Origin of the sequence: Pseudarthrobacter humi (assembly GCF_024294965.1) — a bacterium.
GTDB classification, from domain to species: domain Bacteria; phylum Actinomycetota; class Actinomycetes; order Actinomycetales; family Micrococcaceae; genus Arthrobacter; species Arthrobacter humi.
This window is the reverse complement of the sequence record NZ_JANCLV010000006.1, coordinates 56761-82270: the sequence shown is the minus strand read 5'-3', so window position 1 is coordinate 82270 and position 25510 is coordinate 56761. Positions and strand designations below refer to the sequence as shown.

The 25510-nt window shown below is 65.2% G+C and carries 22 protein-coding genes; 1 reads left to right on the top strand and 21 read right to left on the bottom strand.

Features of this window, described 5'->3' with window-relative positions:
• Nucleotides 1-3: 3 nt before the first annotated feature.
• The gene (locus NFC73_RS10675) at nt 4-537 is read right to left on the bottom strand and encodes a hypothetical protein (RefSeq protein WP_254750017.1); all 534 of its coding nucleotides are present in this window, start codon (nt 535-537) and stop codon (nt 4-6) included.
• A 158-nt stretch (nt 538-695) separates the two neighbouring features.
• Here NFC73_RS10675 and NFC73_RS10670 point away from each other — a divergent pair, with 158 nt between their 5' ends.
• Nucleotides 696-1193: a flavin reductase family protein gene (locus NFC73_RS10670; protein WP_254750015.1), complete on the top strand. Its 498-nt coding sequence runs from the start codon at nt 696-698 to the stop codon at nt 1191-1193.
• Between the two features lie 10 nt (nt 1194-1203).
• On the opposite strand, the gene dnaE is transcribed toward NFC73_RS10670, so the two are convergent.
• From dnaE to rsmH, 20 genes are all read right to left on the bottom strand, one after another.
• Entirely contained in the window at nt 1204-4761 is a 3558-nt protein-coding gene (gene dnaE / locus NFC73_RS10665; RefSeq protein ID WP_252600778.1) for a DNA polymerase III subunit alpha, read from the bottom strand.
• A gap of 50 nt (nt 4762-4811) precedes the next feature.
• Entirely contained in the window at nt 4812-5738 is a 927-nt protein-coding gene (locus tag NFC73_RS10660) for an RluA family pseudouridine synthase (RefSeq protein WP_254750013.1), read from the bottom strand.
• Nucleotides 5731-6321 carry a signal peptidase II gene (gene lspA, locus NFC73_RS10655; RefSeq protein WP_254750011.1) on the bottom strand — a complete coding sequence of 197 codons (591 nt, stop codon included), beginning with the start codon at nt 6319-6321 and terminating at the stop codon, nt 5731-5733. The genes NFC73_RS10660 and lspA overlap by 8 nt, the downstream gene beginning before the upstream one ends.
• A 93-nt stretch (nt 6322-6414) precedes the next feature.
• Entirely contained in the window at nt 6415-7107 is a 693-nt protein-coding gene (locus NFC73_RS10650; RefSeq protein ID WP_254750009.1) for a DivIVA domain-containing protein, read from the bottom strand.
• Between the two features lie 177 nt (nt 7108-7284).
• The gene (locus tag NFC73_RS10645; RefSeq protein ID WP_056342216.1) at nt 7285-7572 is read right to left on the bottom strand and encodes a YggT family protein; all 288 of its coding nucleotides are present in this window, start codon (nt 7570-7572) and stop codon (nt 7285-7287) included.
• Nucleotides 7573-7692: 120 nt separating this feature from the next.
• Nucleotides 7693-8223 carry a cell division protein SepF gene (locus NFC73_RS10640; protein WP_056342219.1) on the bottom strand — a complete coding sequence of 177 codons (531 nt, stop codon included), beginning with the start codon at nt 8221-8223 and terminating at the stop codon, nt 7693-7695.
• A gap of 88 nt (nt 8224-8311) precedes the next feature.
• On the bottom strand, nt 8312-9052 hold the full coding sequence (locus tag NFC73_RS10635) for a YggS family pyridoxal phosphate-dependent enzyme (protein ID WP_254750007.1): 741 nt from the start codon (nt 9050-9052) through the stop codon (nt 8312-8314).
• On the bottom strand, nt 9045-9734 hold the full coding sequence (locus tag NFC73_RS10630) for a purine nucleoside phosphorylase YfiH/LACC1 family protein (RefSeq protein ID WP_254750006.1): 690 nt from the start codon (nt 9732-9734) through the stop codon (nt 9045-9047). Before NFC73_RS10630 ends, NFC73_RS10635 begins: the two co-directional genes overlap by 8 nt.
• An 8-nt stretch (nt 9735-9742) precedes the next feature.
• Nucleotides 9743-10975, bottom strand: coding sequence for a cell division protein FtsZ (gene ftsZ, locus NFC73_RS10625; RefSeq protein WP_254750004.1), 1233 nt, complete (start codon nt 10973-10975; stop codon nt 9743-9745).
• A 187-nt stretch (nt 10976-11162) separates the two neighbouring features.
• Entirely contained in the window at nt 11163-12125 is a 963-nt protein-coding gene (locus tag NFC73_RS10620; RefSeq protein WP_254750002.1) for a cell division protein FtsQ/DivIB, read from the bottom strand.
• Entirely contained in the window at nt 12118-13494 is a 1377-nt protein-coding gene (gene murC / locus NFC73_RS10615) for a UDP-N-acetylmuramate--L-alanine ligase (protein WP_254750000.1), read from the bottom strand. The genes NFC73_RS10620 and murC overlap by 8 nt, the downstream gene beginning before the upstream one ends.
• Nucleotides 13491-14591: an undecaprenyldiphospho-muramoylpentapeptide beta-N-acetylglucosaminyltransferase gene (gene murG / locus NFC73_RS10610; RefSeq protein WP_254749998.1), complete on the bottom strand. Its 1101-nt coding sequence runs from the start codon at nt 14589-14591 to the stop codon at nt 13491-13493. Before murG ends, murC begins: the two co-directional genes overlap by 4 nt.
• A gap of 6 nt (nt 14592-14597) precedes the next feature.
• Nucleotides 14598-16001, bottom strand: coding sequence for a putative lipid II flippase FtsW (gene ftsW, locus NFC73_RS10605; RefSeq protein ID WP_254749996.1), 1404 nt, complete (start codon nt 15999-16001; stop codon nt 14598-14600).
• A gap of 2 nt (nt 16002-16003) precedes the next feature.
• The gene (gene murD / locus NFC73_RS10600; RefSeq protein WP_254749994.1) at nt 16004-17581 is read right to left on the bottom strand and encodes a UDP-N-acetylmuramoyl-L-alanine--D-glutamate ligase; all 1578 of its coding nucleotides are present in this window, start codon (nt 17579-17581) and stop codon (nt 16004-16006) included.
• Nucleotides 17563-18672 carry a phospho-N-acetylmuramoyl-pentapeptide-transferase gene (gene mraY, locus NFC73_RS10595; protein WP_254749992.1) on the bottom strand — a complete coding sequence of 370 codons (1110 nt, stop codon included), beginning with the start codon at nt 18670-18672 and terminating at the stop codon, nt 17563-17565. The genes murD and mraY overlap by 19 nt, the downstream gene beginning before the upstream one ends.
• Entirely contained in the window at nt 18669-20135 is a 1467-nt protein-coding gene (locus tag NFC73_RS10590; protein ID WP_254749990.1) for a UDP-N-acetylmuramoyl-tripeptide--D-alanyl-D-alanine ligase, read from the bottom strand. The genes mraY and NFC73_RS10590 overlap by 4 nt, the downstream gene beginning before the upstream one ends.
• Nucleotides 20136-20141: 6 nt before the next feature.
• Nucleotides 20142-21791 carry a UDP-N-acetylmuramoyl-L-alanyl-D-glutamate--2,6-diaminopimelate ligase gene (locus NFC73_RS10585; protein ID WP_254749988.1) on the bottom strand — a complete coding sequence of 550 codons (1650 nt, stop codon included), beginning with the start codon at nt 21789-21791 and terminating at the stop codon, nt 20142-20144.
• An 89-nt stretch (nt 21792-21880) separates the two neighbouring features.
• The gene (locus NFC73_RS10580; RefSeq protein ID WP_254749986.1) at nt 21881-23677 is read right to left on the bottom strand and encodes a peptidoglycan D,D-transpeptidase FtsI family protein; all 1797 of its coding nucleotides are present in this window, start codon (nt 23675-23677) and stop codon (nt 21881-21883) included.
• Between the two features lie 62 nt (nt 23678-23739).
• Nucleotides 23740-24423 carry a cell division protein FtsL gene (ftsL, locus tag NFC73_RS10575; protein ID WP_254749984.1) on the bottom strand — a complete coding sequence of 228 codons (684 nt, stop codon included), beginning with the start codon at nt 24421-24423 and terminating at the stop codon, nt 23740-23742.
• The gene (gene rsmH / locus NFC73_RS10570) at nt 24420-25412 is read right to left on the bottom strand and encodes a 16S rRNA (cytosine(1402)-N(4))-methyltransferase RsmH (RefSeq protein WP_254749982.1); all 993 of its coding nucleotides are present in this window, start codon (nt 25410-25412) and stop codon (nt 24420-24422) included. Before rsmH ends, ftsL begins: the two co-directional genes overlap by 4 nt.
• Between the last annotated feature and the right edge of the window lie 98 nt (nt 25413-25510).

Below are 25510 nucleotides of genomic sequence, written 5' to 3'. Positions count from 1 at the left end.
ATTTTACGCGCCGGGCGCGTTGCCTTCGGCTACCGGCGTGCCCGCACTCCCAGGCCCGCTCTTGAGCAGGTTTATCAGGCTCAAGACAAACACGGACGTGGCAGTCGCTGCCGGCCACAGGATCAGCACGGACAGGGACCGGAGCGAGAACGCGACGCTGGCATTGACAGATGTATCTGCGGGGCCGCCCCACAGCTGGCCCGCAAGCACGCCGGTCAGCCACGCGATCACGGCGCCGCCCAGTCCGCCGGCCAGGCCCAGGAGGAAGGCCGCCTGCGCATCGCGGCCGCCTTTGCCGGTCAGGAAGACGGCCACCAGGCACCCTGCGAACAGACAAAGCCCCGCAAGGGTGAGGTCCCTGAGCAGCCAAACCTCCGGATTGGTCCCGTCGGCCAGTGCGGGGTTGCGCGTGATCAGGTTCATCCCCCCTGGCGCGAGCAGCCACCACAGCAGGCCAACGGGAACGCCACCGGCAGCAGCAGCGGCAAACCATTTCCACGGCAGCCGGGAGGACCGGCGGCTGATGTGTTGTTTCATGAAATAAACCTTAACAAAGGTCGGGTATGACCGATCAAATGACGGGGGCAGTCTTGACAGATGACGTGCCGGGTCCAGCGATTCCGCCCTCTCCGGCGGGACTAATACGCTTAAGGAAGAGTCCATTCCAGCCTGCTTTTCAGGGAGCAAATCTCAAGATGACAGACAAAACGCCGTTCGAGCGCACCTTCAAGGAAATGTTCCGGCGGCATGCTGCCGGGGTCGCCATCATCACCGTGAACTACCAGGGCGAGCCCTACGGCTTTACCGCCACGTCCGTGGCGTCACTTTCAGCACAGCCGCCGCGGTTCACTTTCAACATGGCCCGCAGTTCAAGTTCCTGGCCGGCTGTGGCCAACGCCACCCACCTCGGCGTCCACATGCTGGGCCTGGAAAACCAGGCGCTGGCGGACCGTTTCGCCCGCACCAAGGACAGGTTCGGCGGGGACCACTGGGAACTTGGCCCGCACGAGGTCCCGATCCTCAAAGACGTCGCGGGCTGGCTGATCGGCAAGATCCAGATGCGGCTCTCCTTCGAGAACAATGCCGTGGTGGTGGTTGAAGTTGTGGAAGGCGAAGTGGGCGACGACGGTTCGCCGCTCCTGTACCACGCCGGCGGCTATGGCCAGCCGGTCCCGCTGGACTACGAGATCTAACGGCCGGGACCTAGTTATCCAGGCAGGTTGGGCCCAGGAGCACCTTCAGGTCGCCGAACAGTGACGGACTCGGGTTGACCCTGAGATGGACGGGGAGGCCCATGACTTCCGTCCGGGTGTCCCCCTGCAGGTGAAGCCTGACTTCAGAGTTCCCCCGGTGGTTCCGAAGGACATCGCCCAGTTCGGTGACAACAGCCTCGGTTGCCTTGTGGGTGGGCATCGAAATCAGCACGGGCCCGTTGGTTCCCTCACTGAGGTCGGGAACGGACAGTTCCATGCAGTTCAGCGTCACGGCACCGTCGTCCCGCCGCTGCAGGCGGCCCTTGACCACCACGATCAGGTCCTCGGCCAGGACCGAGGCGATGGGGCCGTAGACCTGGCCGAAGAACATCACCTCCATCGAACCGCCGAGGTCTTCGATTTCGGCACGGGCATATGCGTTGCCACTCGCCTTCGCGATCCTCCGGCTGAGCGAGGTGATCATGCCGGAGATGGTGATGATGGCGCCGTCGTGCGGCCCGTCTTCGCCGATGATCGAGGTGATGGACTGGTCCGCGTGCTGGCTGAGGAGTCCTTCCAGGCCCTGCAGCGGGTGGTCCGACACGTACAGGCCGAGCATGTCCCGCTCAAACGAGAGCTTGTCCTTCTTCTCCCATTCCGGCAGGTCGGGAATCTCGATGCTCAGCGACGCTTCGGATTCGGCCTCCTCGAATCCGGCGAAGAGATCGAACTGGCCGATCGCTTCGTTTCGTTTGAGCGTGATGACGGAGTCGATGGCCTCTTCATGGATCATCGCCAGCGCACGCCGGTGGTGGTTGAGGGAATCGAAGGCTCCGGCCTTGATCAGGGATTCAATGGTCCGCTTGTTGCAGACCACGGCGGGGACCTTCATGAGGTAGTCCTTGAAGGACGTGTAGGCGCCTTCCTTTTCGCGCGCGGCCACCATCGCTTCGACGGCGTTGACCCCTACGTTGCGGATGGCGCCCATGCCGAAACGGATGTCGGTGCCTACCGGGGTGAAGTTCAGCGCGGATTCGTTCACATCCGGCGGCAGCACAGTGATTCCCATGCGCCTGCATTCGTTGAGGTAAATTGCCGATTTGTCCTTGTCGTCGCCGACCGACGTCAGCAGGGCAGCCATGTATTCGGGAGCAAAGTGCGCCTTCAGGTAGGCGGTCCAGTAAGAGATCACGCCATAGGCGGCGGAGTGGGCCTTGTTGAAGGCGTAGTCGGAGAACGGCAGCAGGATGTCCCACAGGGTCTTGACGGCGGCCATGGAATAGCCGTTGTCCTGCATGCCCTGGGAGAATCCGGCGAACTGCTTGTCCAGCTCGGATTTCTTCTTTTTACCCATGGCGCGCCGCAGGATGTCTGCCTGACCGAGGGAATAGCCCGCGAGCTTCTGGGCAACGGCCATCACCTGCTCCTGATAGACGATCAGGCCGTAGGTTCCGCCGAGGATTTCAGCAAGGGGTTCCTTGAGTTCGGGGTGGATCGGGATGACTTCCTGGATCCCGTTCTTGCGCAGCGCGTAGTCGGTGTGCGCGTTGGCGCCCATGGGACCGGGCCGGTAGAGCGCGAGCACGGCGGAGATGTCTTCGAAGTTGTCAGGCTTCATCAGCTTCAGCAGGGAGCGCATGGGGCCGCCATCAAGCTGGAACACGCCCAGGGTGTCGCCCCGGGCCAGCAGTTCATAGGACGCCACGTCATCCAGGGCCAGGCTGTCCAGGTCCAGGTCCAGGCCGCGGTTGAGCTTGATGTTCTCCAGGGCGTCGGAAATGATTGTCAGGTTCCGCAGCCCGAGGAAGTCCATCTTGATCAGGCCCAGGCCCTCGCAGGTGGGGTAGTCGAACTGCGTGATCACCTGGCCGTCCTGGATGCGCCGCATGACCGGGATGACATCGATGATGGGGTCCGAGGACATGATGACGCCGGCGGCGTGCACGCCCCACTGGCGCTTCAGCCCCTCAATGCCGAGAGCCGTCTCGAAGACCTTGGCGGCCTCGGGATCAGTTGCGATCAGCTGGCGGAAGTCACCGGCCTCGCTGTAGCGCTTTGAGTCCTTGTTCTGGATGTCGGCGAGCGGGATGTCCTTGGCCATCACGGCCGGCGGGAGCGCCTTGGTCAGCTGCTCGCCCATGCTGAACGGGTAACCAAGCACTCGGGAGGAGTCCTTCAGCGCCTGCTTGGTCTTGATGGTGCCGTACGTGACAATCATGGCCACGCGCTCGTCGCCGTATTTCCGGGTCACATAGTCGATGACCTCGGACCGCCGACGGTCATCGAAGTCAACGTCGAAGTCAGGCATGGACACACGGTCCGGGTTGAGGAACCGCTCAAAGATCAGCCCGTGCAGGAGCGGATCCAGGTCCGTGATGCGCATGGCGTACGCCACCATGGACCCGGCTCCGGAGCCACGTCCCGGGCCGACGCGGATGCCGTTTTTCTTCGCCCAGTTGATAAAGTCGGCCACCACCAGGAAGTAACCCGGGAACCCCATGGAGGTGATGACTTCGAGTTCGTAGTCGGCCTGGGTGCGGACTTTATCCGGGACACCGCCCGGGTACCGGTATTCCAGTCCGGTGGCGACTTCCTTGACCAGCCAGGATGTCTCGTCCTCGCCCGGTGGGCACGGGAACCGTGGCATGTAGTTAGCACCGGTGTTGAACGAGACATCGCAGCGCTCGGCGATCAGCAGGGTGTTATCGCACGCATCCGGGTGGTCCCTGAACAGCTCCCGCATCTCCTGCGGGGATTTGAGGTAGTAGCCGCTGCCGGAGAACGCGAAGCGGGAACCGCCGTTGTCATACGATGGCTCCAGCAGCGTGGAACCCGACTGGATGGCAAGCAGGGCCTCGTGCGCCTTGGCGTCGTGTTCGTGCGTGTAATGCAGGTCGTTGGTGGCCACCAGCGGCAGGTTCAGGTCCTTGGCCAGCCGCAGCAGGTCCCCCGTGACCCGGCGTTCGATGTCCAGGCCGTGGTCCATCAGTTCGCAGAAATAGTTCTCCGCACCGAAAATGTCCCGGAATTCCGAGGCGGCTTCCATGGCCTCGCGGTACTGGCCCAGCCGCAGCCGGGTCTGGACCTCCCCCGACGGGCAGCCGGTAGTGGCGATCAGGCCTTCGGAGTATGTGTTCAGGAGCTCACGGTCCAAACGCGGCCACTTGCCGAAGACTGCGTCCAGCGAGCCGATGGACGAGGCCCGGAAGAGGTTGCGCATGCCGACGTTGTTGTAGCTCAGCAGCGTCATGTGGGTGTAGGAGCCGCCGCCGGAGATGTCGTCCTTGCGCTGGTGTTCCTCGCCCCAGCGGACACGGCTTTTGTCCGTCCGCGCGGTGCCGGGGGTGACATAGGCTTCGACGCCGATAATCGGCTTGATCCCCTGGTCCGTGGCGCGCTTCCAGAAGTCGAAAGCCCCGAACAGGTACCCGTGGTCGGTGGTGGCCAGGGCCGGCATCCCGAGGCGTTCAGTCTCGTTGAAAAGCTCACCCAGGCGGGCTGCGCCATCCAACATGGAGTATTCGGTGTGGTTGTGGAGATGGACGAACGAGGCATTGCTGGAAGTCACCGCACCATTCTAAGCGCTGGCGGACCGCCAGGGGCCCAGCGACCCAGCCGCTAGGCCTCCCCGGACTCCAGGACTTCGAGGGCAAAGGCCAGGTCCTGCGGGTATTCGCTGGTAACGGTCACGCGCTCCCCCGTCACCGGGTGGTCGAAGCCGAGCTGCCGGGCATGGAGCCATTGCCGTGTCAGGCCCAGGGTGGCGGCGAGCCGAGGATCCGCCCCGTAGGTAAGATCTCCGGCGCAGGGGTGCCGCAGAGCTGAGAAATGGACACGGATCTGGTGTGTACGCCCGGTCTCAAGGTGCACCTCCACCAGCGTGGCCTTGCCAAAAGCCTCCAGCACCTCATAGTGCGTGATCGACGGCCGGCCGTCTTCGATCACGGCAAAGCGCCAGTCGTGTCCGGGGTGGCGACCGATTGGTGCGTCGATGGTGCCCTCCAGCGGATCCGGGAGCCCCTGGACCACCGCGTGGTACACCTTCTCCACAGTGCGCTCCTTGAAGGCCCGCTTCAGGGCCGTATAGGCGCGCTCCGTTTTGGCCACCACCATCACACCGGACGTGCCGACGTCGAGCCGGTGCACGATCCCCACCCGCTCCGGGGAACCCGACGTCGAGATCCGGAAGCCGGCTCCGGCGAGACCGCCGACCACGGTGGGCCCTACCCAGCCGGGCGACGGATGCGCGGCAACGCCCACCGGCTTGTCCACAACGACAAATTCGTCGTCGTCCAGCAGGATTTTCAGGCCTTCCACAACTTCCTCCACCACTTCGAGCGGGTCCCGTCGTTCAGGCACCGTCACTTCCAGGACATCGCCGGCAACCAACCGTGCGGACTTTCCGAGTTTCTTGCCGCGGCCAACCACGTTGCCTTCAGCAATGAGGGTCGCGGCCATTGACCGGGAGATCCCCATCAGCTTGGCGAGCCCTGCGTCCGCCCGCGTTCCGCCGAATTCGTCGGCGACCACTACACGCTCAGACACCGTCTGTGTCCTTCGGCTGTGCCGCCTCTTTCGGTGCCGCCGCGACGTGGCGTGAACCGTCAAGGGCGATCCCCTTGAGCGTGAGGATACAAATGATGGCCACCGCTGAGACCACCGCGGAGTCGGCAATGTTGAAGATCGCAAAATTGGGCAGCTGGATGAAATCCACCACGTGCCCCATGCCGAACGAGGGCTCCCGGAAGAGCCTGTCCGTCAGGTTGCCCAGGGCCCCGCCCAGGAGCAGACCCAGCGCCAGCGACCACCAGGCCGACCCCAGCTTGCGCACCTGGAGCAGGATGGCGATGGAGACGCCGGCCATGATGATGGAGAACACCCACGTGACATTTTCCCCGATCGAAAATGCGGCCCCGGAATTCCGGATGAAGTACCAGTGCAGGAGCGGCGGAAGGACCGGGATGCGTTCACCCTCCACCATCGAGGACGTCACCCAGAGTTTTGTCAGCTGGTCCAGGACATACGCAAAGACCGCAAAACCGGCGAAGAGCGAGAGCAGGAGTGCCCGCCGGGGGCGGGCCGATGAAGGAGAAGGGTTTGCGGCGTCAGCGGCGAGGTGGTCAGTCATGGTGCTTTCATTTTGTACAGCCGATGTTAAATCCCAAAAACCGGCGGCCGAGGAATCCTCAGCCACCGGTTCTCAGAATACGTGCTTGACGAACTAGTTCGCTTCAACCTCAGGTGCCGCCACGGAACCGCGGGCGTCAAGGTCGCGCAGCTGGCCTTCAATGTAGGCCTTCAGGCGTGAGCGGTAGTCGCGTTCGAAGCCGCGGAGTTGCTCAACCTTGCGTTCCAGGACGGAGCGCTGCTGCTCAAGGGCACCGAGGATCTTCCGGGATTTCTCCTGGGCATCGTTGACCAGGCTGCTGGCCTCGATCTGGGCCTCTGCGATGATCTTGTCCTTTTGGGACTGACCGTCGGCGACGTGACGGTCGTGCATCTGCTGCGCCATGGCGAGCAGTCCGGCAGCGGACTCGGCTGAAACCGTGCTTCCGTTGGCTGCGGTGGGCGCAGCCGGGACGGCCGCAACAGGTGCCACCGACTCGGCTTCCTTCTTCTTGGCGGCGTCGGAGGCTTTCGCCTCAACCTCGGCCTTCGCCGGGGACTCAACCTTGTCAGCCTTGACGGGTGCGGGAACCTTCTCGACCACCGGGGCGGACGCAGCGGAGCTGGCCGGCACACCGGAACCTGATTCTGCAAGCTTTTTGCGGAGCTCGTCGTTCTCCTGGTTCAGGCGCCTGAGTTCCACAACGATCTCGTCCAGGAAGTCATCAACTTCATCCTGGTCGTAGCCTTCGCGGAACTTGGTCGGCTGAAAGCGCTTGTTGACAACGTCTTCTGGCGTCAAAGCCATCTGGTCACCTCATTGGTCTAGTTAGTCAGTAGGCCTTCCGGCCGTCAAAACTACGGTACCTAAATACTGTCTGGTTCCTCTAATTCAACACTGGGTGTCAAACCGGAGATTTCTTCGCGGCTCAGCGGGAGTTCCAATTCCAGGAACTTCGCCTACGCCGCTAGGTCTTGTCGAAGATTACGCGAAACCCCTGGTGACCGCCATCGCGATGCTGACGGCGATGAACAGGACCAGAAACCCGAGGTCCAAAGTCACCCCGCCGAGCCTCAACGGAGGGATCAGCCTCCGGAGCCCCTTGAGGGGCGGATCGGTGATCGAGTACACGGTGTGGGCCACCACGAGGGCAACACCACGCGGACGCCATTCCCTGGCAAACATCTGGACCCAGTCAAAGACGAGCCGGATGATCAGCGCCACGAAGAACAGCAAAAGGGCGATATAGACAAGTCCGAAAACAATTCCCATGACTTAACTCATATCTCCATGTCCATTCCGGATACCGCGGTGCCCTGCCAATGTTTCTTGTCTATTTCAGCACGGATGCCAGACAGGTGTACCTGCCTGGCATCCGGAATAAGCTCAGGGCTAACTTTGGTTGAAGAAGCTGGCCTGGGTCTCGCTGACCTTCTTGTCATCACCAATGACCTCAATGTACGACGGTGACAGCAGGAAAACCTTGTTCGTGACGCGTTCGATGCTGCCCCGGAGACCAAAAACCAGGCCGGCCGAGAAGTCAACGAGACGCTTGGCGTCCGCTTCGCCCATGTCGGTGACGTTCATGATGACGGGGATGCCGTCCCGGAAACTCTCACCGATGAGCTTGGCGTCATTGTAGGACCGCGGGTGGATCGTGGTGATCTGCCGAAGCCCGGACGGTTCTTCGCGGCTTGAGGCCGCACGCTTGATGGGGGTCACTGGTGCGCGGTATTCCTCTTCGGGGGCGTGTGATGACTCGCGGCTGACGTCGCGGACGGGTGCCGGTGCACGGCGTTCCTCGCGGTCAACTTCCATCGAATCGTCCTCGTCCTTACGTGTTGTGGTGTGCTCGGACTCGTAGTGTTCATCGCCATCGGCGAGCCCAAGATAGATCATTGTCTTGCGCAGAGCGCCGGCCATGGTCGACTCCTAATCGTGTCCGTAGGCGGGCCGCCCAATGACTTGACAGCCTTGAATCCCCCGCCATTCACTTCCTATGGGTTCGACGCTACCCCACGTCAGGACGCGATCCGAGAATATCGGAACCGATTCGCAGGTGTGTCGCACCGAAACGGATAGCCGCTTCCAGGTCCTGGCTCATGCCCGCCGAGATGGCAGTTGCGCCGGGATGCTCCGCTACCAGGGCCGCCGAGATGGCTGCCAGCTTTTCAAACGCCGCCTCAGGACTGGTGCCCAACGGGGCGACAGCCATAACGCCCGCCAGTTCCAGTCCTGCCGCGGCTGACAGCCGCTCGGCCAGGAGTGGTACCTCGGCGGCGGCCACGCCGCCGCGATGCGAGCCGGCGTCGTCGTCGAGGCTGACCTGGATGAAGCAGTCCAAAGCTCCCCGGCCCGTCCGCTCCTGTTCCGCGGCGATGGCACGCTCGAGGCCATCAACCAGGGCCAGCCGGTCCACGGAATGGAGCGCATGGGCATACTTCACCACGGATTTCGCTTTTTTGCTCTGCAACTGCCCGACGAAGTGCCAGTTGAGTCCGAGGCCGGCCAGTTCGGCCGCCTTCGCGGAAGCTTCCTGGTCTCTGTTCTCGCCGACGTCGCGGACGCCGAGGGCAGCCAGGCGCCTGATGTCGGCGGCCGGATGGAACTTGGTGACCACAATCAGCGTGGGCAGTTCCCCCGCCCGGCCTGCATCTTGGACGGCCGCGTCAATACGACGCTGCACGGCGGCGAGGCGCTCCGCCAGATCAGCCATCCGTTCGGCGTTGTCCTCCACAGTGCCCTCATTCATGCGACCACACCAGTCCTGCGAAGCGTCCGGTGGTGTTGGACCTGCGGTAAGAGAAAAGCTCTTCGTTTTCAAGCGTGCACGGACCCGCATATTCGATGACGACGCCGGCAGCTTCAAGTTGGCGCTTCGCCCCCGCTGGGAGATCCAGTGCGGGCGTGCCCCAGGACGTGGCAGCCCACGTCGCCGGAACCTGGGCAGCTACTTGGGCGCGCAGTTCGGCGGGCACTTCATAGCAACGCCCGCAGATTGACGGGCCCAGCCAGGCACGGATGGCGGTTGCCCCGGCTGAGCGCATCCGCTCCACTGCCGCCGGGAGAATGCCGTTTTCTATCCCCGGGCGGCCTGCGTGCACGGCGGCGAGGACCGGACCTTCTGGTCCTTCCCCTACGAGTACTGCCGGGATGCAGTCGGCCACCATCACCGCAAGCGGCAGCCCCCTTGACACCATGGCATCGGCGGTGGGCGCTGGCGTGGCCGGCTCCATCATTTCCACCGCGGTGCCGTGGACCTGCTCCATGAACCGGAGGGAACCACGGGTTAGGCCGGCAGCGTCCTCCAGCGCCTCCCGGCGCTGGAGAACATCAGCGGCGTTGTCCGCGACGTGCAGGGCAAGATTGCCGGCCCGGGTGTCCGTGAACGCCACACTCACGCCAGCAGACACTTCGGCCCGCCAATGGAACAACCCGGGCCCTACTTCAGGAAGTCGGGGACATCCAGGTCATCGGCGCGGTTGCCCGAGAGGTCCGGCTCCACTACCGAGGGCAGGTCGACGTCGAAACCTGAATCGGCGGGAACCGACGACGGGCGCTGCTGGCCCCAGTTGCTCAGCCCCGACGCGCCGACTCCTGCGTGGACCGGCTGGACGTTGTGCTGGTGGCTGCCACCAGAAGTGGGGGCCTGAGCCGGTGCGGGTGCCGCTGCGGGCCGCTGCGGCGCCACCTGCGGCTGCGACTGGTCCATGGAGGGGGAGGTGGCCTTGACGTCGTCAAAACCGGCGGCAATGACCGTGACACGGGCCTCGTCGCCGAGTGCGTCGTCGATCACGGCACCGAAGATGATGTTGGCTTCGGGGTGGGCCACTTCCTGGACCAGGCGGGCAGCTTCATTGATTTCGAACAGGCCCAGATCGGAACCGCCCTGGATGGAGAGCAGGACACCATGGGCGCCGTCGATGGAGGCTTCCAGCAGCGGCGATGCAATGGCGAGCTCCGCAGCCTTTACCGCACGGTCTTCACCGCGGGCGGAGCCGATTCCCATCAGCGCGGAGCCTGCGCCCTGCATCACGGACTTGACGTCAGCGAAGTCGAGGTTGATCAGGCCGGGGGTGGTGATGAGGTCCGTGATGCCCTGGACACCGGACAGCAGGACCTGGTCAGCGGAACGGAAAGCGTCCAGGACGGAGACGTTGCGGTCGCTGATGGACAGAAGCCTGTCGTTCGGGATGACGATCAGCGTGTCCACTTCGTCGCGGAGGGCGTCGATGCCCGCCTCTGCAGAACCCGCACGACGGCGGCCCTCGAACGTGAACGGGCGGGTCACCACACCGATGGTCAGCGCTCCGAGGGACCGGGCAATGCGCGCCACCACAGGGGCGCCACCGGTGCCCGTGCCGCCACCTTCGCCGGCGGTCACAAACACCATGTCCGCGCCGCGGATGACCTCTTCGATTTCGTCGGCGTGGTCCTCCGCAGCCTGCTTGCCCACCTCGGGGTTGGCGCCTGCACCGAGCCCGCGGGTCAGCTCACGACCGACGTCGAGTTTGACGTCGGCGTCACTCATCAGCAGAGCCTGGGCATCTGTGTTGATGGCGATGAATTCAACGCCCCGGAGGCCGACTTCGATCATGCGGTTGACTGCGTTCACGCCACCGCCGCCGATGCCGACGACCTTGATGACGGCCAAGTAATTCTGCGGAGCTGCCACGTTACGTGTCCCTTGTTCGTGTCCTATTGCGAAAACTGTGGAGTCGGGCTTGAAGCTTCGAACCTTAACCCTCGAGTTGAAGGTTATAGTTATGTCAAGTAACTCATGTCTGGAACGCTATTTCCTATGGTTCGGACATTCAATAACCGGAGCCGCGTGTCGCGGGAATACCGGGTAAATAAAGCGTTCAGCGCGTCACCGGATGCCGGGGCGCGCTCACATCGTACACACGGACGGGGTTCTTCGGGTCCGCGGGAACTTTGAGCAGGGCTTCAAGCACCTTGGCCTTGAGCTCCTTCTCCCCCGCATTCCCCCAAATGATGGTCTGACCGTCCACCAGTTTGAGCTCCACCGCGTCCACGGACTGGGCGGATGCGTTGGACAGCTTCGACAGCACGTCCAGCGGGAGTGCACCGAGGACCGCTGCGGTGGCCTGGAAGAGGTCCTTGCCGATGGTTCCGGCGCCGCCGTCGATCACGGGCAGGGCAACTGCGGCCGGGTCCGCAGGGCTGGCCAGGACCACGCCGTCCACATCCACCAACTGGTACTGCTCCCCCTGCTTAACCAGGGCCACCGGGACGCGCTCCAAAACCTGGACCGCCAACCCGGACGGCGGGCGCGCCTGGGTGGAGACGGACTTGATCTGGACGAGCGGCGCGAGGAGGCGGCTGACTTCCTCATCGCTGATCTGGGGAAGGGGTTTGCCCTTCAGGGGTTCCAGTGCGGCCTGCACCTGTTCCGTGGTGACGAGCCGGGTACCGGACACGGAGACGGTGCCTACGGCGAGTGCCGGGGAAAAGATTGCGGCGGCCAGCAGCGCGCAGACCAACGCCAGGGCAGCGCCCAGGGTCATCAGGATGTTGCGCTTGAGGCGTTTTCCGGGCGGCTCCGGGAAGGCCAGCACATTGTCGGTGCCCGCCCCCGCCTTGCCTGCCGACGGCTTGCCCGCCGCCGCCTTGTCCGCTGACTGCCTGCGACCAGCGTCCGTCACTTTCTTGCGGCCGGCGTCCTTCGCCTTATTGCGGCCGGGCACATGCGGGGTGTCCGCTTCCGGGGCGCGTTTGGAGGCCGAGATGACCCCCGGTTCCGCCGGAGCGGAAGGCTGGCGCCTGCCCGGTGAAGCGTAGGTGGGCCGGCGCGGACTACCCACCGAGAGCCTGCACGATCTGCGGTCCGAAGGCCGTGACATCCCCTGCCCCGACAGTCAGGATGATGTCGCCGGGCCCGGCGGCGTCCGCAAGGGCAGCAACAGCCCCGCCCGGCTCCACCAGGCGCCCGCCGGGTGCCAGGTGCTCGGCGATGAGCTGGCTGCTGACTCCGGGGATGGGATCTTCGCGCGCAGGGTAGATGTCCAGGACCAGGGCGGTGTCTGCAAGGTTCAGCGCGTCTGCGAACTCCCTGGCAAACTCCCTGGTGCGGGAGAACAGGTGCGGCTGGAACAGAACATGGACGCGGTGCCCGCCGGCCACTGACCGTGCAGCCGTCAGGGCGGCGCGGACCTCGGTGGGGTGGTGGGCGTAGTCGTCATATACGCGGACGCCGCGCGCCTCCCCTTTCAGTTCAAAGCGCCGCGAAGCGCCCGAGAAGTGCGCCAGGGCACGCGCGGCAGCTTCGGCGTCGACGCCCAGCTCCAGCGCGACGGCGACGGCGGCGGCAGCGTTCAGCGCGTTGTGCCTGCCCGGGACCTGCAGGTCCAGGGCGAACCGCCCGGCAGGTGAGGAGACCGCCACGTCCCCCGGGCCGCCGTCGTGCAGCACCAGGTCCGACCCGTCCGAGGTGCCGTACAGGACCACCCGGGTGTTGCCGCGCGCCAGCGTGCGCTCTGCGAGGGCTGCGGCGCCGGAGTCATCAGCGCAGGCAATCAGGACGCCGTCGGCCGGAAGCAGCGCCGTAAAGCGGTCGAAGGACTCGTAGACGGCCTCGGCGGTGCCGTAGTGGTCCAGGTGATCGGGTTCGACGTTGGTGACCACGGCAATCTTTGGCCGGTAGTTCAGGAAGGAGCCGTCGGACTCGTCCGCTTCGGCCACAAAGACCCCTGACGTGCCGTGGGCGGCATTGACGCCGAGAGCAGGCACGTTGGCGCCGATGGCAAACGACGGATCCATCCCGGCGCCCTGGAGCAGGACGGTGACCATGGAGGTGGTGGTGGACTTGCCGTGGGTTCCTGCCACGGTTACCACGAGGTCGTCCCCCATGGTGGCCGCCAGAGCCTCCGAGCGGTGCAGCACGGGCAGGCCGGCCGCCCGCGCGGCCACCAGCTCGGCGTTGTCCGCACGGATCGCCGAGCCGGCAACCACGGTCTGGGCATTGCCCAGGTTGGCGGCGGCGTATCCCACGGCGATCCGCGCGCCGGCGGCTGCAAGTTCCGCCATGACGGGAAGGTCCTTGGCGTCCGATCCGCTGACGGTAACGCCGCGGGCCACCATGATGCGGGCCACGGCGGACATTCCCACCCCTCCGATGCCGATGAAGTGGACGCGGCCCAGGGACTCCTGGCTGCGGACGCTTGAGGGGATCATGCGGATACCGCTTCCAGGACAAGATCAGCCATGCGCTGATCGGCGTTTCTGATGCCAAGGCGGCGCGAGCTGGCGGCCATGGTGGCCAGGCGGCCGGGGTCGGTGACCAGGGGGATGAGCTTGCCTGCCACCCACTCCGCGGTGAAGTCCTTATCCGGGACCAGGAGTGCGCCACCGGCGCTCACGAGCCCTGCCGCGTTGAGCGCCTGCTCGCCGTTGCCGATGGGCAGCGGGACAAACACTGCCGGTACACCCACGGCGGCCACTTCGCAGACCGTGGCGGCGCCGGACCTCGCCAGCAGCACGTCCGCTGCGGCGTACACCCGTTCCATGCCGTCCACGTACTCCACCTGCCGGTAGCCCGGCGCGGCGAGCGGGCCGCCGTCGGGCCCCAAAACCGTCTTGCCGCGGCCGGTGATGTGGAGTGTCTGGATCCCCGCCGCGCCAAGGTCCTGGACGGCGGCAGCGACCGCACGGTTGATGCTCTGGGCGCCGGAGGAACCACCGGTCACAATCAGCGTGGGCGAGGTGGGATCCAGGCCCAGTTCTTCGCGCGCGGCGGCTCGGGAAGCCTCACGGTCCAGGCTGGAGATTTCGGTCCGCATGGGCATGCCCACATGGCGGGCGTGGCGCAGGCGCGTGGTGTCGAAGGCAGTGGCCACGCGACGGGTCAGGAACGATCCCACCCGGTTGGCCAGGCCGGGCCTGGTATTGGCCTCATGGATGACGATGGGGATTCCCCGGCGCCGGGCGGCCAGGTACAGCGGTGTGCAGACGTAGCCGCCGACGCCCACCAGGACGTCGGCCGAGGCGTCGTCGAGGATGCGTCCGGACTGCCTGACCGCCCCGGCCAGCCGTGCGGGCAGCCTGAGCAGGTCAACAGAAGGTTTCCGCGGAAAAGGCACCCGGTCGATGGTGGCCAGTTCCAGGCCGGCGGCGGGCACCAGCCGGGTTTCCATGCCAGCAGGCGTGCCGACGGCGAGCAGCCTCGCCTCGGGCGCGGCGGTACGCAGGGCGGCCGCGATGGCCAGCAGGGGGCTGATGTGGCCGGCGGTTCCGCCGCCCGCCAGGACAATGGACAGGTTCTGGGAAGTCATCTGGTGCTACGTACGCTTTCTTGCGGTTGTTGTAGGGCTGGCTGTTTTGCGGGCAGCGGTTGTCGTGCCGGTGGTTTTCCGGCCGGCGGTTTTCCGGCCAGCAGGTTTGCGGCCAGCGGCTCCCCCGGCCTTCTTGGCGCCGAATTTCAGCAGTTTCTTCGGCCTGAGGGCAGGCGCCATCTGTTCGCGGGCAAGCGAGAGCACCACCCCCACGGCGCAGAGCGACATCAGCAATGCCGAACCGCCGTAGGAAATGAACGGCAGCGGCACGCCGATCACCGGCATCAGCCCCGTCACCACGGCCATGTTGACAGTGGCCTGCCCCAGGAGCCACACCATGATGGTGCCGGCCAGCACCCGGTGGAACATATCCTCCTGCGCCACCACTACGCGGTAGATGGCGGCGCCAAGGATGGCAAAAAGGACAAGCACGACGACGGTGCCCACCAGGCCGAGTTCCTCACCGATGATGGCGAAGATGAAGTCGTTGTGGGCTTCCGGAATCCAGCTGTACTTCTGCCGGCTTTGGCCCAGGCCAACCCCGAACCAGCCACCGGACGCGAGCCCGTAGAGCCCGTTGGTGGCCTGGTAGTTGGCGTCAATGCCGTCGGCACAGGACTGGCCTGTCCACCACGAGGTGATGCGGCACATGCGGTTTGAGCTGGTGATGGCCATGACGGCCGTGCCGGCGGCCGCGGCCAGTGCGGCGAACCCGAACAGGTACAGCGGTACTCCGGCGAAGAAGAGGGCGGCAGCAGTGATCATCATGATGATCATGGCGGTGCCCAGGTCATTGCCCAGCAGGACCAGGCCGATGACCCCGCCCGCCAGCGGCACGGCCGGGATCAGCACGTGGGGCCAGCGCCGCAGCAGCTTCCCTTTCCTGGCCAGGACGGTGGCCATCCACAGCGCCAGAGTCAGCTTGGACGCCTCGGACGGCTGGAACGTGATGCCGCCCAGGTCGATCCAGTTCTTGTTGCCGTTGACTTCGTCTCCGATCACCTGCACCAGGACCAGGAGGACGAGGGCCCCGCCCAGGCCCGGCCAGGCCAGGCGCTTCAGCCAGACCACGTTGATGCGGGAAAGGACGAACATGGTGAAGATGCCGATGGCGGCGAACATTCCCTGCTTGAGGGCGTCGCCGTAGGGCGATTTTCCGGCAGCGATGGATTCGACGCTGGAGGCCGACAGCACCATCATGATGCCGATAGCGGTCAGGGCCAGCGTGGAGCCAAGGATCAGGTAATACGTTGAGCCGTTCTTGGAGGTGCCGGTTCCTTCCAGCGTGGACCAGAAGGCTTGGTACGAGTCCCGGATCCGGTCCGGCAGGGTGATGGTGGACGTGACGGGAGAAGCGGGTTTCCCGGCGCGCGGCCGGGGGGCCGGCGACCGGGTGGGCGTGCTGACCATTGTTACTCCTCGCCGGTCTGGGCCTGCCCTTCCACCAGCTCGCGGACAGCTTCAATAAAGGCGTCGCCGCGGTGAGCGTAGGAAGAGAACTGATCCATGGAAGCAGCTGCCGGGGCCATCAGCACGGTGTCGCCTGATGCCGCCAGCTGCGCCGCTGACGCAACGGCCCGGGTCATCACGGCCGCACCGGAATCCGGCGAGCTGTCCGTGGTGGCTCCGCCCGTTGCGGCAGTCTGCATATTTTCAGTGTCGCCCGGCGGCGTCGTGATCACGGGGACATCGGGCGCGTGTCGCTGCAAGGCCTCCGCAAGCGCGGCGGTGTCCGTACCGATGAGTACCACAGCCTTGAGCCGGGCGGCGTGGTCCCGGACCAGATGGTCGTAGCTGACTCCCTTGGACAGGCCGCCGGCGATCCAGATGACGTTTTCAAAGGTGGCCAGTGACGCGGCTGCTGCGTGCGGGTTGGTGGCCTTGGAATCGTTGACCCAGAGCACGCCGTTCTGCCGGGCGACCGGCTGGATGCGGTGGTTGCCCGGCACGTAGTCCTGGATTCCCTGGCGCACGGCCTTCGCATCCACACCGTAGGCCCGGACCAGGGCTGCAGCCGCCAGGGCGTTCGCCACCATGTGCCGGGGCGCAAACTGCCCCAGGTCGGTCATCGAGGCCAGCTCGGCGGCGCTGTCCCTGCGTTCCTCGATAAACGCGCGGTCCACGAGCAGGCCCTCCACCACGCCGAGCATGCTGATGGCCGGCGTGAGTGTGGTGAAACCGACGGCCCGGCAGCCCTCCACAACGTCCGCGTCCTCAACCATCCGTTCGGTCTCGATCTGTTCCGCGTTGAAGATGCAGGCCTTCTGGGTCCGCGCATAGACCTTGGCCTTGTCCGCGAGGTAGGAATAGTAGGAACCATGCCAGTCAACGTGGTCCTCAGCCACGTTCAGGCAGACGCTGGCCACCGGCGACAGCGTTTCAGCCCAGTGCAGCTGGAAGCTGGATAGTTCAACCGCGAAGACGTCGTATTCCACGGGGTCGCGGAGGGCGTCCAGGATGGGAGTGCCCACGTTGCCGACCGCGATGGCCTTCAGGCCGGCGGCCTGCAGCATCGACGCCGTCAGGCCCACAGTGGTGGTCTTGCCGTTCGTGCCGGTGATGGTCAGCCAGTCAGCGGTCCTGTGCCCGGCCCGGACCCGCAGGCGCCAGGCAAGCTCGACGTCGCCCCAGACCGGAATGTGGGCGCGCGCAGCGGCCGCCAGGAGCGCCTGGTCCGGCCGCCAACCCGGGGAGGTCACGATGAGGTCGGGGAAGCTGCCATCGATCTTTGGAATCCTGTTGACGGCTTCCTCGCCCAGGAGCACGTCCACGGCGCCGACGATCTTCAGGGTGTCGGCCTGTGCCTTGGCTATCTCGGACGTGGCGGCATCAACCACCACCACCCGGGCACCGAGTTCGATGAGGGTATCCGCCGCGGCGAACCCGGACACTCCGATGCCGGTGACTGCAACGCGCAGCCCTGCCCAGTCAGAATCCCAACTGACCAGGTCTTGCAGGCGAGGAGAAACAGTCACAGGAGCACAACCCATTCAGCGTAGAAGACACCCAGGCCCACAGCCACGAAGAGACCGCCCAGGATCCAGAACCGGACCACCACCGTGACTTCTGCCCAGCCCTTGAGTTCGAAGTGGTGCTGCAGCGGTGCCATCTTGAAAACGCGTTTTCCGCCGGTGGCCTTGAAGTAGCCCACCTGGATGATCACGGACAGGGTAATCAGGACGAACAGGCCGCCGATGATTCCCAGCAGCAGTTCCGTCCGCGAAAGGATGGCGAAGCCGGCGACCGCACCGCCGATGGCCAATGACCCGGTGTCACCCATAAAGATCTTGGCCGGTGAGGTGTTCCACCAAAGGAATCCCACGAGGGCGGCGCTCAGGATAGCTGCCAGGAGCGCCAGGTCCAGGGGGTCGCGGACGGAGTAGCAGCCGCTGCCGGCTTCCCGCGGCGACCCGCAGGCCTGGTTGTTCTGCCAGATTCCCATCAGCGTATAGGCGCCGAAAACCATGACCGCAGCGCCGGCGGCCAGGCCGTCCAGGCCGTCCGTCAGGTTTACGCCGTTGGTCGCCGCCGTGACGATCAGGTTGGACCAGAGGACAAAGAGGATTGCGCCGACCACTGTGCCGGCGAAGGCCAGATCCAGCCAAGGAATGTCGCGGACCAAGGAGATTTTGGTCGAGGCCGGCGTCAGGCCGTCCGGGTCGGGAAAGTTCAGGGCCAGGATGGCGAAGGCTATGCCTACCGCGGCCTGGAGGATGAGCTTGGCCTTTGCGTCCAGGCCAAGGCTCCGCTGGCGGGAGATCTTGATGAAATCGTCCAGGAAGCCCACCAGCCCCATGCCGACCATCAGGAAGAGCAGGATCAGGGCCGAGGCGGAGGGGCCTGCCGAGTCCGGGTTCATCATCCACATGATCAGGTGGGTCAGCCCGTAGCTGAGCAGGACCGCGCCCACCACCACGGTGCCGCCCATGGTGGGCGTTCCGCGTTTGGTGTGGTGGGACGTGGGTCCGTCATCACGGATGAATTGGCCGTAGCTCTTGCGCACAAGCAAGCGGATAAACAGCGGCGTTCCCACCAAGGCAAACAGCAGGGCAAGTCCTGCGCCGATCAGTAGTGCAATCACAGCAGCTCGCTCCCTTCATCGGTGGGTTCCGTGGATTGTGGGGGTAATGCTATCCGATCGCCCAAGTGCCGCAGTCCAACGCTGTTGGACGACTTGAAAAGCACCAGGTCGCCGGGCTCAAGCTCTGCGTTGAGGAGCACATAGGCGTCCTCGGCGGTTTCGGCAAAGACGCATTCGTCGCCCCAGGAACCCTCCTGGACGGCGGAAACGTAAAGTGCGCGGGCTTCGCGGCCGACGACGACCAGCCGGGAAATGTTCAGGCGGACCACCTGGGTGCCAACAACAGTGTGTTCACGGATTGAATCGGGTCCCAGTTCCAGCATGGCGCCCAGGACTGCCCAGGTGCGCCGACCGCGGCCAAGGTCGGCCAGCGTGCGCAGGGCCGCCCGCATGGACTCCGGGTTGGCGTTGTAGGCGTCGTTGATGATGGTCACGCCGTCAGCACGTTCGGTGCGTTCCATCCGCCAACGGCTGGCTGCTGACTGTGTGCTCAGCGATGCGGCGATGTCCCTGCCGGACACTCCGGCCGCGTGCGCGGCCGCTGCTGCGGCGAGGAGGTTGCCGGTGTGGTGGGCGCCGATGAGGCGGCTGCTGACGTGCAGGCCTGTTTCGGCGCCGGGCAGGACGAGCTCGAATTCCGGGTTGCCTTCAGCGTTTGTGTCCGGATTCTCGGCCCGAACGGTTGCGTCAGGGCGTCCTTCGGCGGAGAAGCCCAGCACGGTGGCGGCGGTGCGGCTGCGCATGGCAGCGACGCGGTCGTCGTCGAGGTTGATGACGGCGGTCCCGCCGGCGGCGAGGGCCTCCACCAGTTCACCCTTGGCCTGGGCAATGTTGTCCACTCCGCCGAACTCCCCGGCGTGGGCGGTGCCGATGCCGAGGACGACGCCGATGTCGGGCCTCACCATGTCGGCCAGGTAGCGGATGTGCCCGATGCCTGTGGCGCCCATCTCGATCACCAGGTAGCGCGTTTGGGTGTCGGCGCGGAAGACGGTGAGCGGTACGCCCACCTCGCCGTTGTACGAACCTTGCGGGGCAACGGTGGCACCCTGCTGGGTGAGGATGCCGGCGAGGAGGTCCTTCGTGGTGGTCTTCCCGGCGGAACCGGTGATCCCGATGACGGTCAGGGCGTCGCCTGCGGCAGACCGGGCCAGGCGGATCCGGCGGACCGCTTCGGCGGCCAGCGCACCCATGGCCAGCACGGCATCCTCTACCAGCACGGCCGGATAGTTGACGCCGTCCGGGCCCGTGACGGGGCGCTCGGCGAGGACCAGCACCGCACCGCGGCTGAAGGCGGCAGCAACGAAGTCGTGGCCATCGGCGTGCTCGCCAGGTTTCGCCACGTATAGCGACCCGGCGGCAGCCTCGCGCGAATCGGTGACCACCGAAAGGGGCGTGATCCCCGGATCGGCGTCCAGGCGTCCGTGTGTGATATCGGCGATTTCCGCCGCAGTAAGTGCAATCATCTCGGTCTAGGACTCTATCCGGTCGTCTCGGAGAACGGTGAATCCCCTGGCTGTCAAGGCGTTCCGCAGTTCCACACGGTCATCCAGTGCAAGATTGACGCCCTTGACTTCCTGCCAGACCTCATGGCCGCGGCCGGCCACAAGAATGGTGTCGGCCGGACCGGCCAGGTCCACGGCGCGCCGGATGGCGGCGTCGCGGGGATAAACCTCTTCGATGACACTCTCCAGAGATCCCTGTTCGCGCGCCGCCCGTGCGCCCGCCAGCACATCAGCCCTGATGGCCGCAGGGTCCTCGTCGTGGGGGTCGTCGTCCGTGACGATGACGATGTCGGCCATCTTTGCGGCGACGGCGCCCATGGCTGGACGCTTGCCCTGGTCGCGCTGTCCGGTGGCTCCGAAAACCACGATCACCCGGGAGCCGGGCTGCGGCGACCTGACCGCTTCCAGTGCCCGCGCCAGGGCATCAGTGTTGTGGGCGAAGTCCACGACGGCCGCCGGTTCTTCGGAGACGAGCTGCATCCGTCCCGGTACCGCCACGGTGAAGGGGTCGTGGCGGTCCAGGGCGGCCTGCACGGTGGCGGCGTCCATTCCGCTGGCCAGGACCATTACCGTGGCCAGTGCGGCGTTGGCGACATTGAAAGCTCCAGGCAGGCCGGTGTGGACATTCAAAGTAACTCCGTCGGGTCCCTGCAGGCTGAAGCCGGTCCCCAGCCCACGCGCGGAGGGGGAGGTTACGGTCCAGTCGGTGGGAGCTCCGCCGGGTGTCATCGAGAGGGTGGTGACCGGGATCCGTGCCGTGGCGGCAAGCCTGCGGCCCCATTCGTCGTCGACCGTCACCACAGCCTTGCGGGCACGGCCGGGCGTGAACAGCTCCGCCTTTGTGGCGAAGTAGTCCTCCATGGTGCCGTGCAGGTCCAGGTGGTCCTGCGTCAGGTTCGTGAAACCGGCGACGTCGAAGAGCACACCGTCCACCCGCTGGAAGGACACGGCGTGGGAGGAGACTTCCATCGACGCGGCGTCCAGTCCCCGTTCCCGCATGAGGGCGAGCAAGCCGTGGAGATCCGGTGACTCAGGCGTGGTCAGGAGGCTGGGAACCGGTTCTCCGCCGGCCAGGATTTCGATGGTTCCGATCAGGCCCGTCTGCTGCCCGAGCGCACGGAGCAGGGCGTTGATGAAGTACGTGGTGGTGGTCTTGCCGTTGGTTCCAGTCACACCGTACAAGCGCGGCGTCGGCCCAGCTGCGGGCTGGCTCTGGTAGATCATGGCGGACAGTGGCCCCACCACGTTGCGCGGTCCGTCCACCACAAGCACCGGGACAGAGGCTTCGGCGGAATCCGCAGACAGCGCGAGAAGGCGGGCGCCGGCGTCGTCGGTCAGGACTGCCACCGCTCCCCTGCCGACCGCCTGCGACACGAAGTCTGCGCCATGGCGGGAAGCACCAGGCAGCGCCACATACAGGTCGCCCTGCTCCACGGTTCGCGAGTTCAGTGAAATTCCCGTGACGCTGACGGCAGCGGAGGCGCCCGGAACCTGCACACCGATCGCGTCGCCGATCGTGTCCAGGCTGACGGCAGCAACTGCCGTAGGCCTGAACCGCGCGGGGGCCGGTTCCCCGGCCGGTCCCGCGTTGCTGGCTGATGCGCTCTGCTCTGACAAGGGAATCTCCGATGGTGGTGCTAGTGGATCATGCCCGCGGGAGACTGCTTCCGCTGCGGGCGTTGGGTGAACTGCTGCCTGGCTTGATGCTACTTGGCGTACTGCGGCAGCCTGGCCGGTTCGCCCGTGGACGGCTGGACATTGTAGGTGCGCAGCGCCTGGCTCATGACCGAACGGAACACGGGCCCCTGCGTAATGCCGTAGATATTGCCCTTGGGCCGCTGCAGCACCACCTCAACAATAAACCGGGGATCATCCATCGGTGCCATCCCCACGATTGAAGCGGTGTAGCCGCAGAACCCCGACTTCCCGTCGTCGCACGGCGATTCAGACGTTCCGGTCTTTGCCCCCACCCGGTATCCGTCGATCGCGGCGTCCTTGATCTGGCCTTCGGTGACCGCGCTTTCCAGGATGTCCTGGACCTGCTGCGCGGTGCCGTCCGACACCACCTGGCGGGAAGGCTGCGGGGCGACCTTCTCCTCTGTTCCGTCGGGTGAAACGTATGCGTCAATCAGGCGCGGCTGGAGCATCACACCGTTGTTGGCGATGGTCTGGAAGGCTCGGACCGTCTGCAGGGTGGACTGCGATACGCCCTGGCCGAACAGCACCGTGTATTCCTGGCGGCCGTCCCACTGGTCCGCCGGTGTGAGAATCCCGGAGGCCGTAGCCGGCAATCCAATGTCCGGGGCTTCGCCGATGCCGAATTTCCTAAGCCAGTCGTACCGTTGTTCCTTGGTCAGCCGCGACCCGGCCGCAACGGTGCCGGTGTTCATTGACCAGCCCAGGATGCCGGCGAGCGTGCGCTCTTCGGTGCCGTGCGTAAAGGCGTCTGTGAAGGTCTGGCCGTCCACGGTGTACGACGGTCCGAGAGTGAACGTATCCAGGGGGCTGGATTTTCCTTCTTCAATCAAGGCGGCGGCCGTGATCATCTTCTGTACCGAGCCGGGCTCATACGCTGCGGTCACGGAGCGCACGCCGCGGTCCTTGGCAGCCACCCGTCCGGGATCGTTCGGATCCGGGGCATTAGTGTCCGCCATCGCGACAATGTCACCGGTCTTCGCATCCATCACGGTGATGACACCCCACTCGGCGCCCTGTTTGTCTGACTGGCTTTGAATGGCCTGCTGGGCGAAATACTGGAGATCGGAATTGAGCGTGAGCTTGACGTCCTTGCCGTCCTCCGGCGGTGTCAGTTCATCCACGCCGACCGGAATCCGGAGACCGTCGGCACCGATCTCAAAGAGCCGCCTGCCGTCCTTCCCGCGCAGCAGCCCATCCTGTGTCTGCTCGATCCCCGCCTGGCCGGTGTTGCCGTCCTGGAGGAAGCCGATAATACCGCCGGCCACGGAACCGTTGGGGTAGACGCGTTTGCTGACGCCCTCAGTGACGATGCCGGGAATACTGAGATCCGAGACCCTGAGCTCAACGTCCGGCTTCAGGTCCTTGGCGACGATGTGGTACTTCGATTCGCCCGTCACGGCGTTCCTGAGTTCGTCAGCGTCCATGCCCAGGACAGCTGCGAGTTCGCTGATGCCCTGCTCCCGGCTGACTTCAACAAGTTTGTCCACGCCCTCCTCCAGGCGCCAGAACTTCTCCGTCTTCGTGTTGGTGGTTTGGTCCACCACAATGTTGTAGCGGATCACACTGTTGGCCAGGACCGTCCCGTTGGCGGCAAGGATGCTGCCGCGTTCGGCCGGGAGGGAAGTCTCGCGCATCCTGTAATCGAGCGCAGCCGCGGCCATCCCGCCGACGTCGAGCCCTTGGACGAAAAAGAGCTTGCCGCCCACCACTAAAAGCAGCGTCAGCATAATGCCCAGGCCGAGGCGCAGCCGCTTGGTGGCGTTGGGGGCCTTGCCGCCTTTTGCCTTGCCGGTCCTCTGCGCCACCGTGATTCCCTTGCTGCTCGCCTTGTTGCCTGTTTATGACCTGACTGGCTGTCCTTCAGCGGCTACCGGTTAGACCCGGGCACCTTCTGTTCGGGTGCTGGAACCGAACCGCCGTGGAGCTCCGCCGCACGTGCCGGTGGTGCGGGCGCTTCGGCCGGCGGTGCTGCAGCGGCAGGTGCCGCCGCACGGGCCTGCGCAGGGGGCCGTTCCTCGGCAGTCGGTTTACGGCTCGCCAACGGCTCCCCGGACGTTGCCGGAGGAACCACTATGATCATTCCCTCGACGGCGGGAGCAGGGATCACCGATCCGGCCGCGCCACCCTTCACCGCCGGAGTTGCCTTGCCCGTAACGGCAAGCGTGGAGAGGTCGATCTGGCCTTTGACCGTCGAAGCGACCATGCCCAGGTCGGAAGCCTTGGCTGCCAGGTTCTGGGGAGCTTCAAAGTTTTGGACCTGCTGTGTCAAGTCCTGGTTCTGCTTGGTCAGCGTGCTCTGCTTGCCCCTCAACTCCACTAGTTGGTATTGGGAGGTAGAGACTGAGATGTTCAGGACCAGCACGGCAACGAGCGCAACAGCGAGCAGGGCGAAGCACATCACCACAAACGGCGCACGGCGCTTCTTGGGGGCGGAACGCACCACGGACAGGGGTGTGCGTTCCCTGCGGCCGGCGCCGGAAGGAAGCGACCTGATCGCCGGGGCGCTGCTGCCGGAGACGACCGGAAAGTCCTTGGCGGCGGCAGTGCTCATGCTTCTCTCCTGGCTCTGATACGTTCCACGGCCCGCAGCCTGGCGGAGGCTGCACGCGGATTCTCTGCAATCTCGGCGGCGGTGGGTACCTCGGTGCCCTTGGTCAGGGTTTTGAGGAAGGCCTTGTGTTCCTCAAGTTCCACCGGAAATCCGAGGGGCGCGGAGGATTTGGAGCCAGCCTGGAAAACTGACTTGACGATTTTGTCCTCGAGGGAGTGGTAAGACATGACCACGATGCGCCCGCCCAGGGCCGTTGCTGCCACGGCTGCGGGAACAGCGCGCTCCAGCACGTCGAGTTCCTCGTTGACTTCGATGCGCAGTGCCTGGAACGTCCGCTTGGCCGGGTGGCCGCCCGATTTGGCGGCTGCCGCCGGAACCACGGAGCGGATCTGTTCCACGAGTTCCCCCGTGGTGGCGAAAGGCTTGACAGCCCTGGCCGCGACAATCCTGTTGGCGATCCGGCCGGCGAACTTCTCCTCGCCCCACTTCCGGATGATCCTGACGAGATCCTCTTCGCTGTAGTTGTTAACCACATCTGCTGCGGTCTGCCCGCGGCTGGTGTCCATCCGCATGTCCAGCGGAGCGTCAAAGGAATAGGCGAAGCCACGCTCACGTTCGTCCAGCTGCAGGGATGAAACGCCCAGGTCCATCAGGATGCCATGAACCTGCGCCACGCCCAGGTCTTCGAGGACGTCGGCGATTTCGTCGTAGACGGCGTGGACCAGGTCGGTCCGGGAAGCGAAGGGCGCCAGCCGCTCCCCTGCCAGCGCCAGGGCTTCCTCATCACGGTCGATGCCGATCAGGTGCAGATCCGGGAAACGCTCCAGCATGGCTTCGGAGTGGCCGCCCATGCCGAGGGTCGCGTCAATCGCGATGGGGGTTTCACCTCGGAGGCGGGCAGCCTCGAAGCCGGGGGCCAACAAATTGATGCACCGGTCCTTGAGGACCGGCACATGGCGTTCGGACGTTGGCTTCGGGTCATCGTTCATGCCTTCGTCCTTTCCTGCCGTGGGTGCTGGTGTGCTGCTTCTTAAGCCAGATCCCCATCCGCGCCTATCGACCTGCCGGCCTGGCTCCGGGGAAGTGA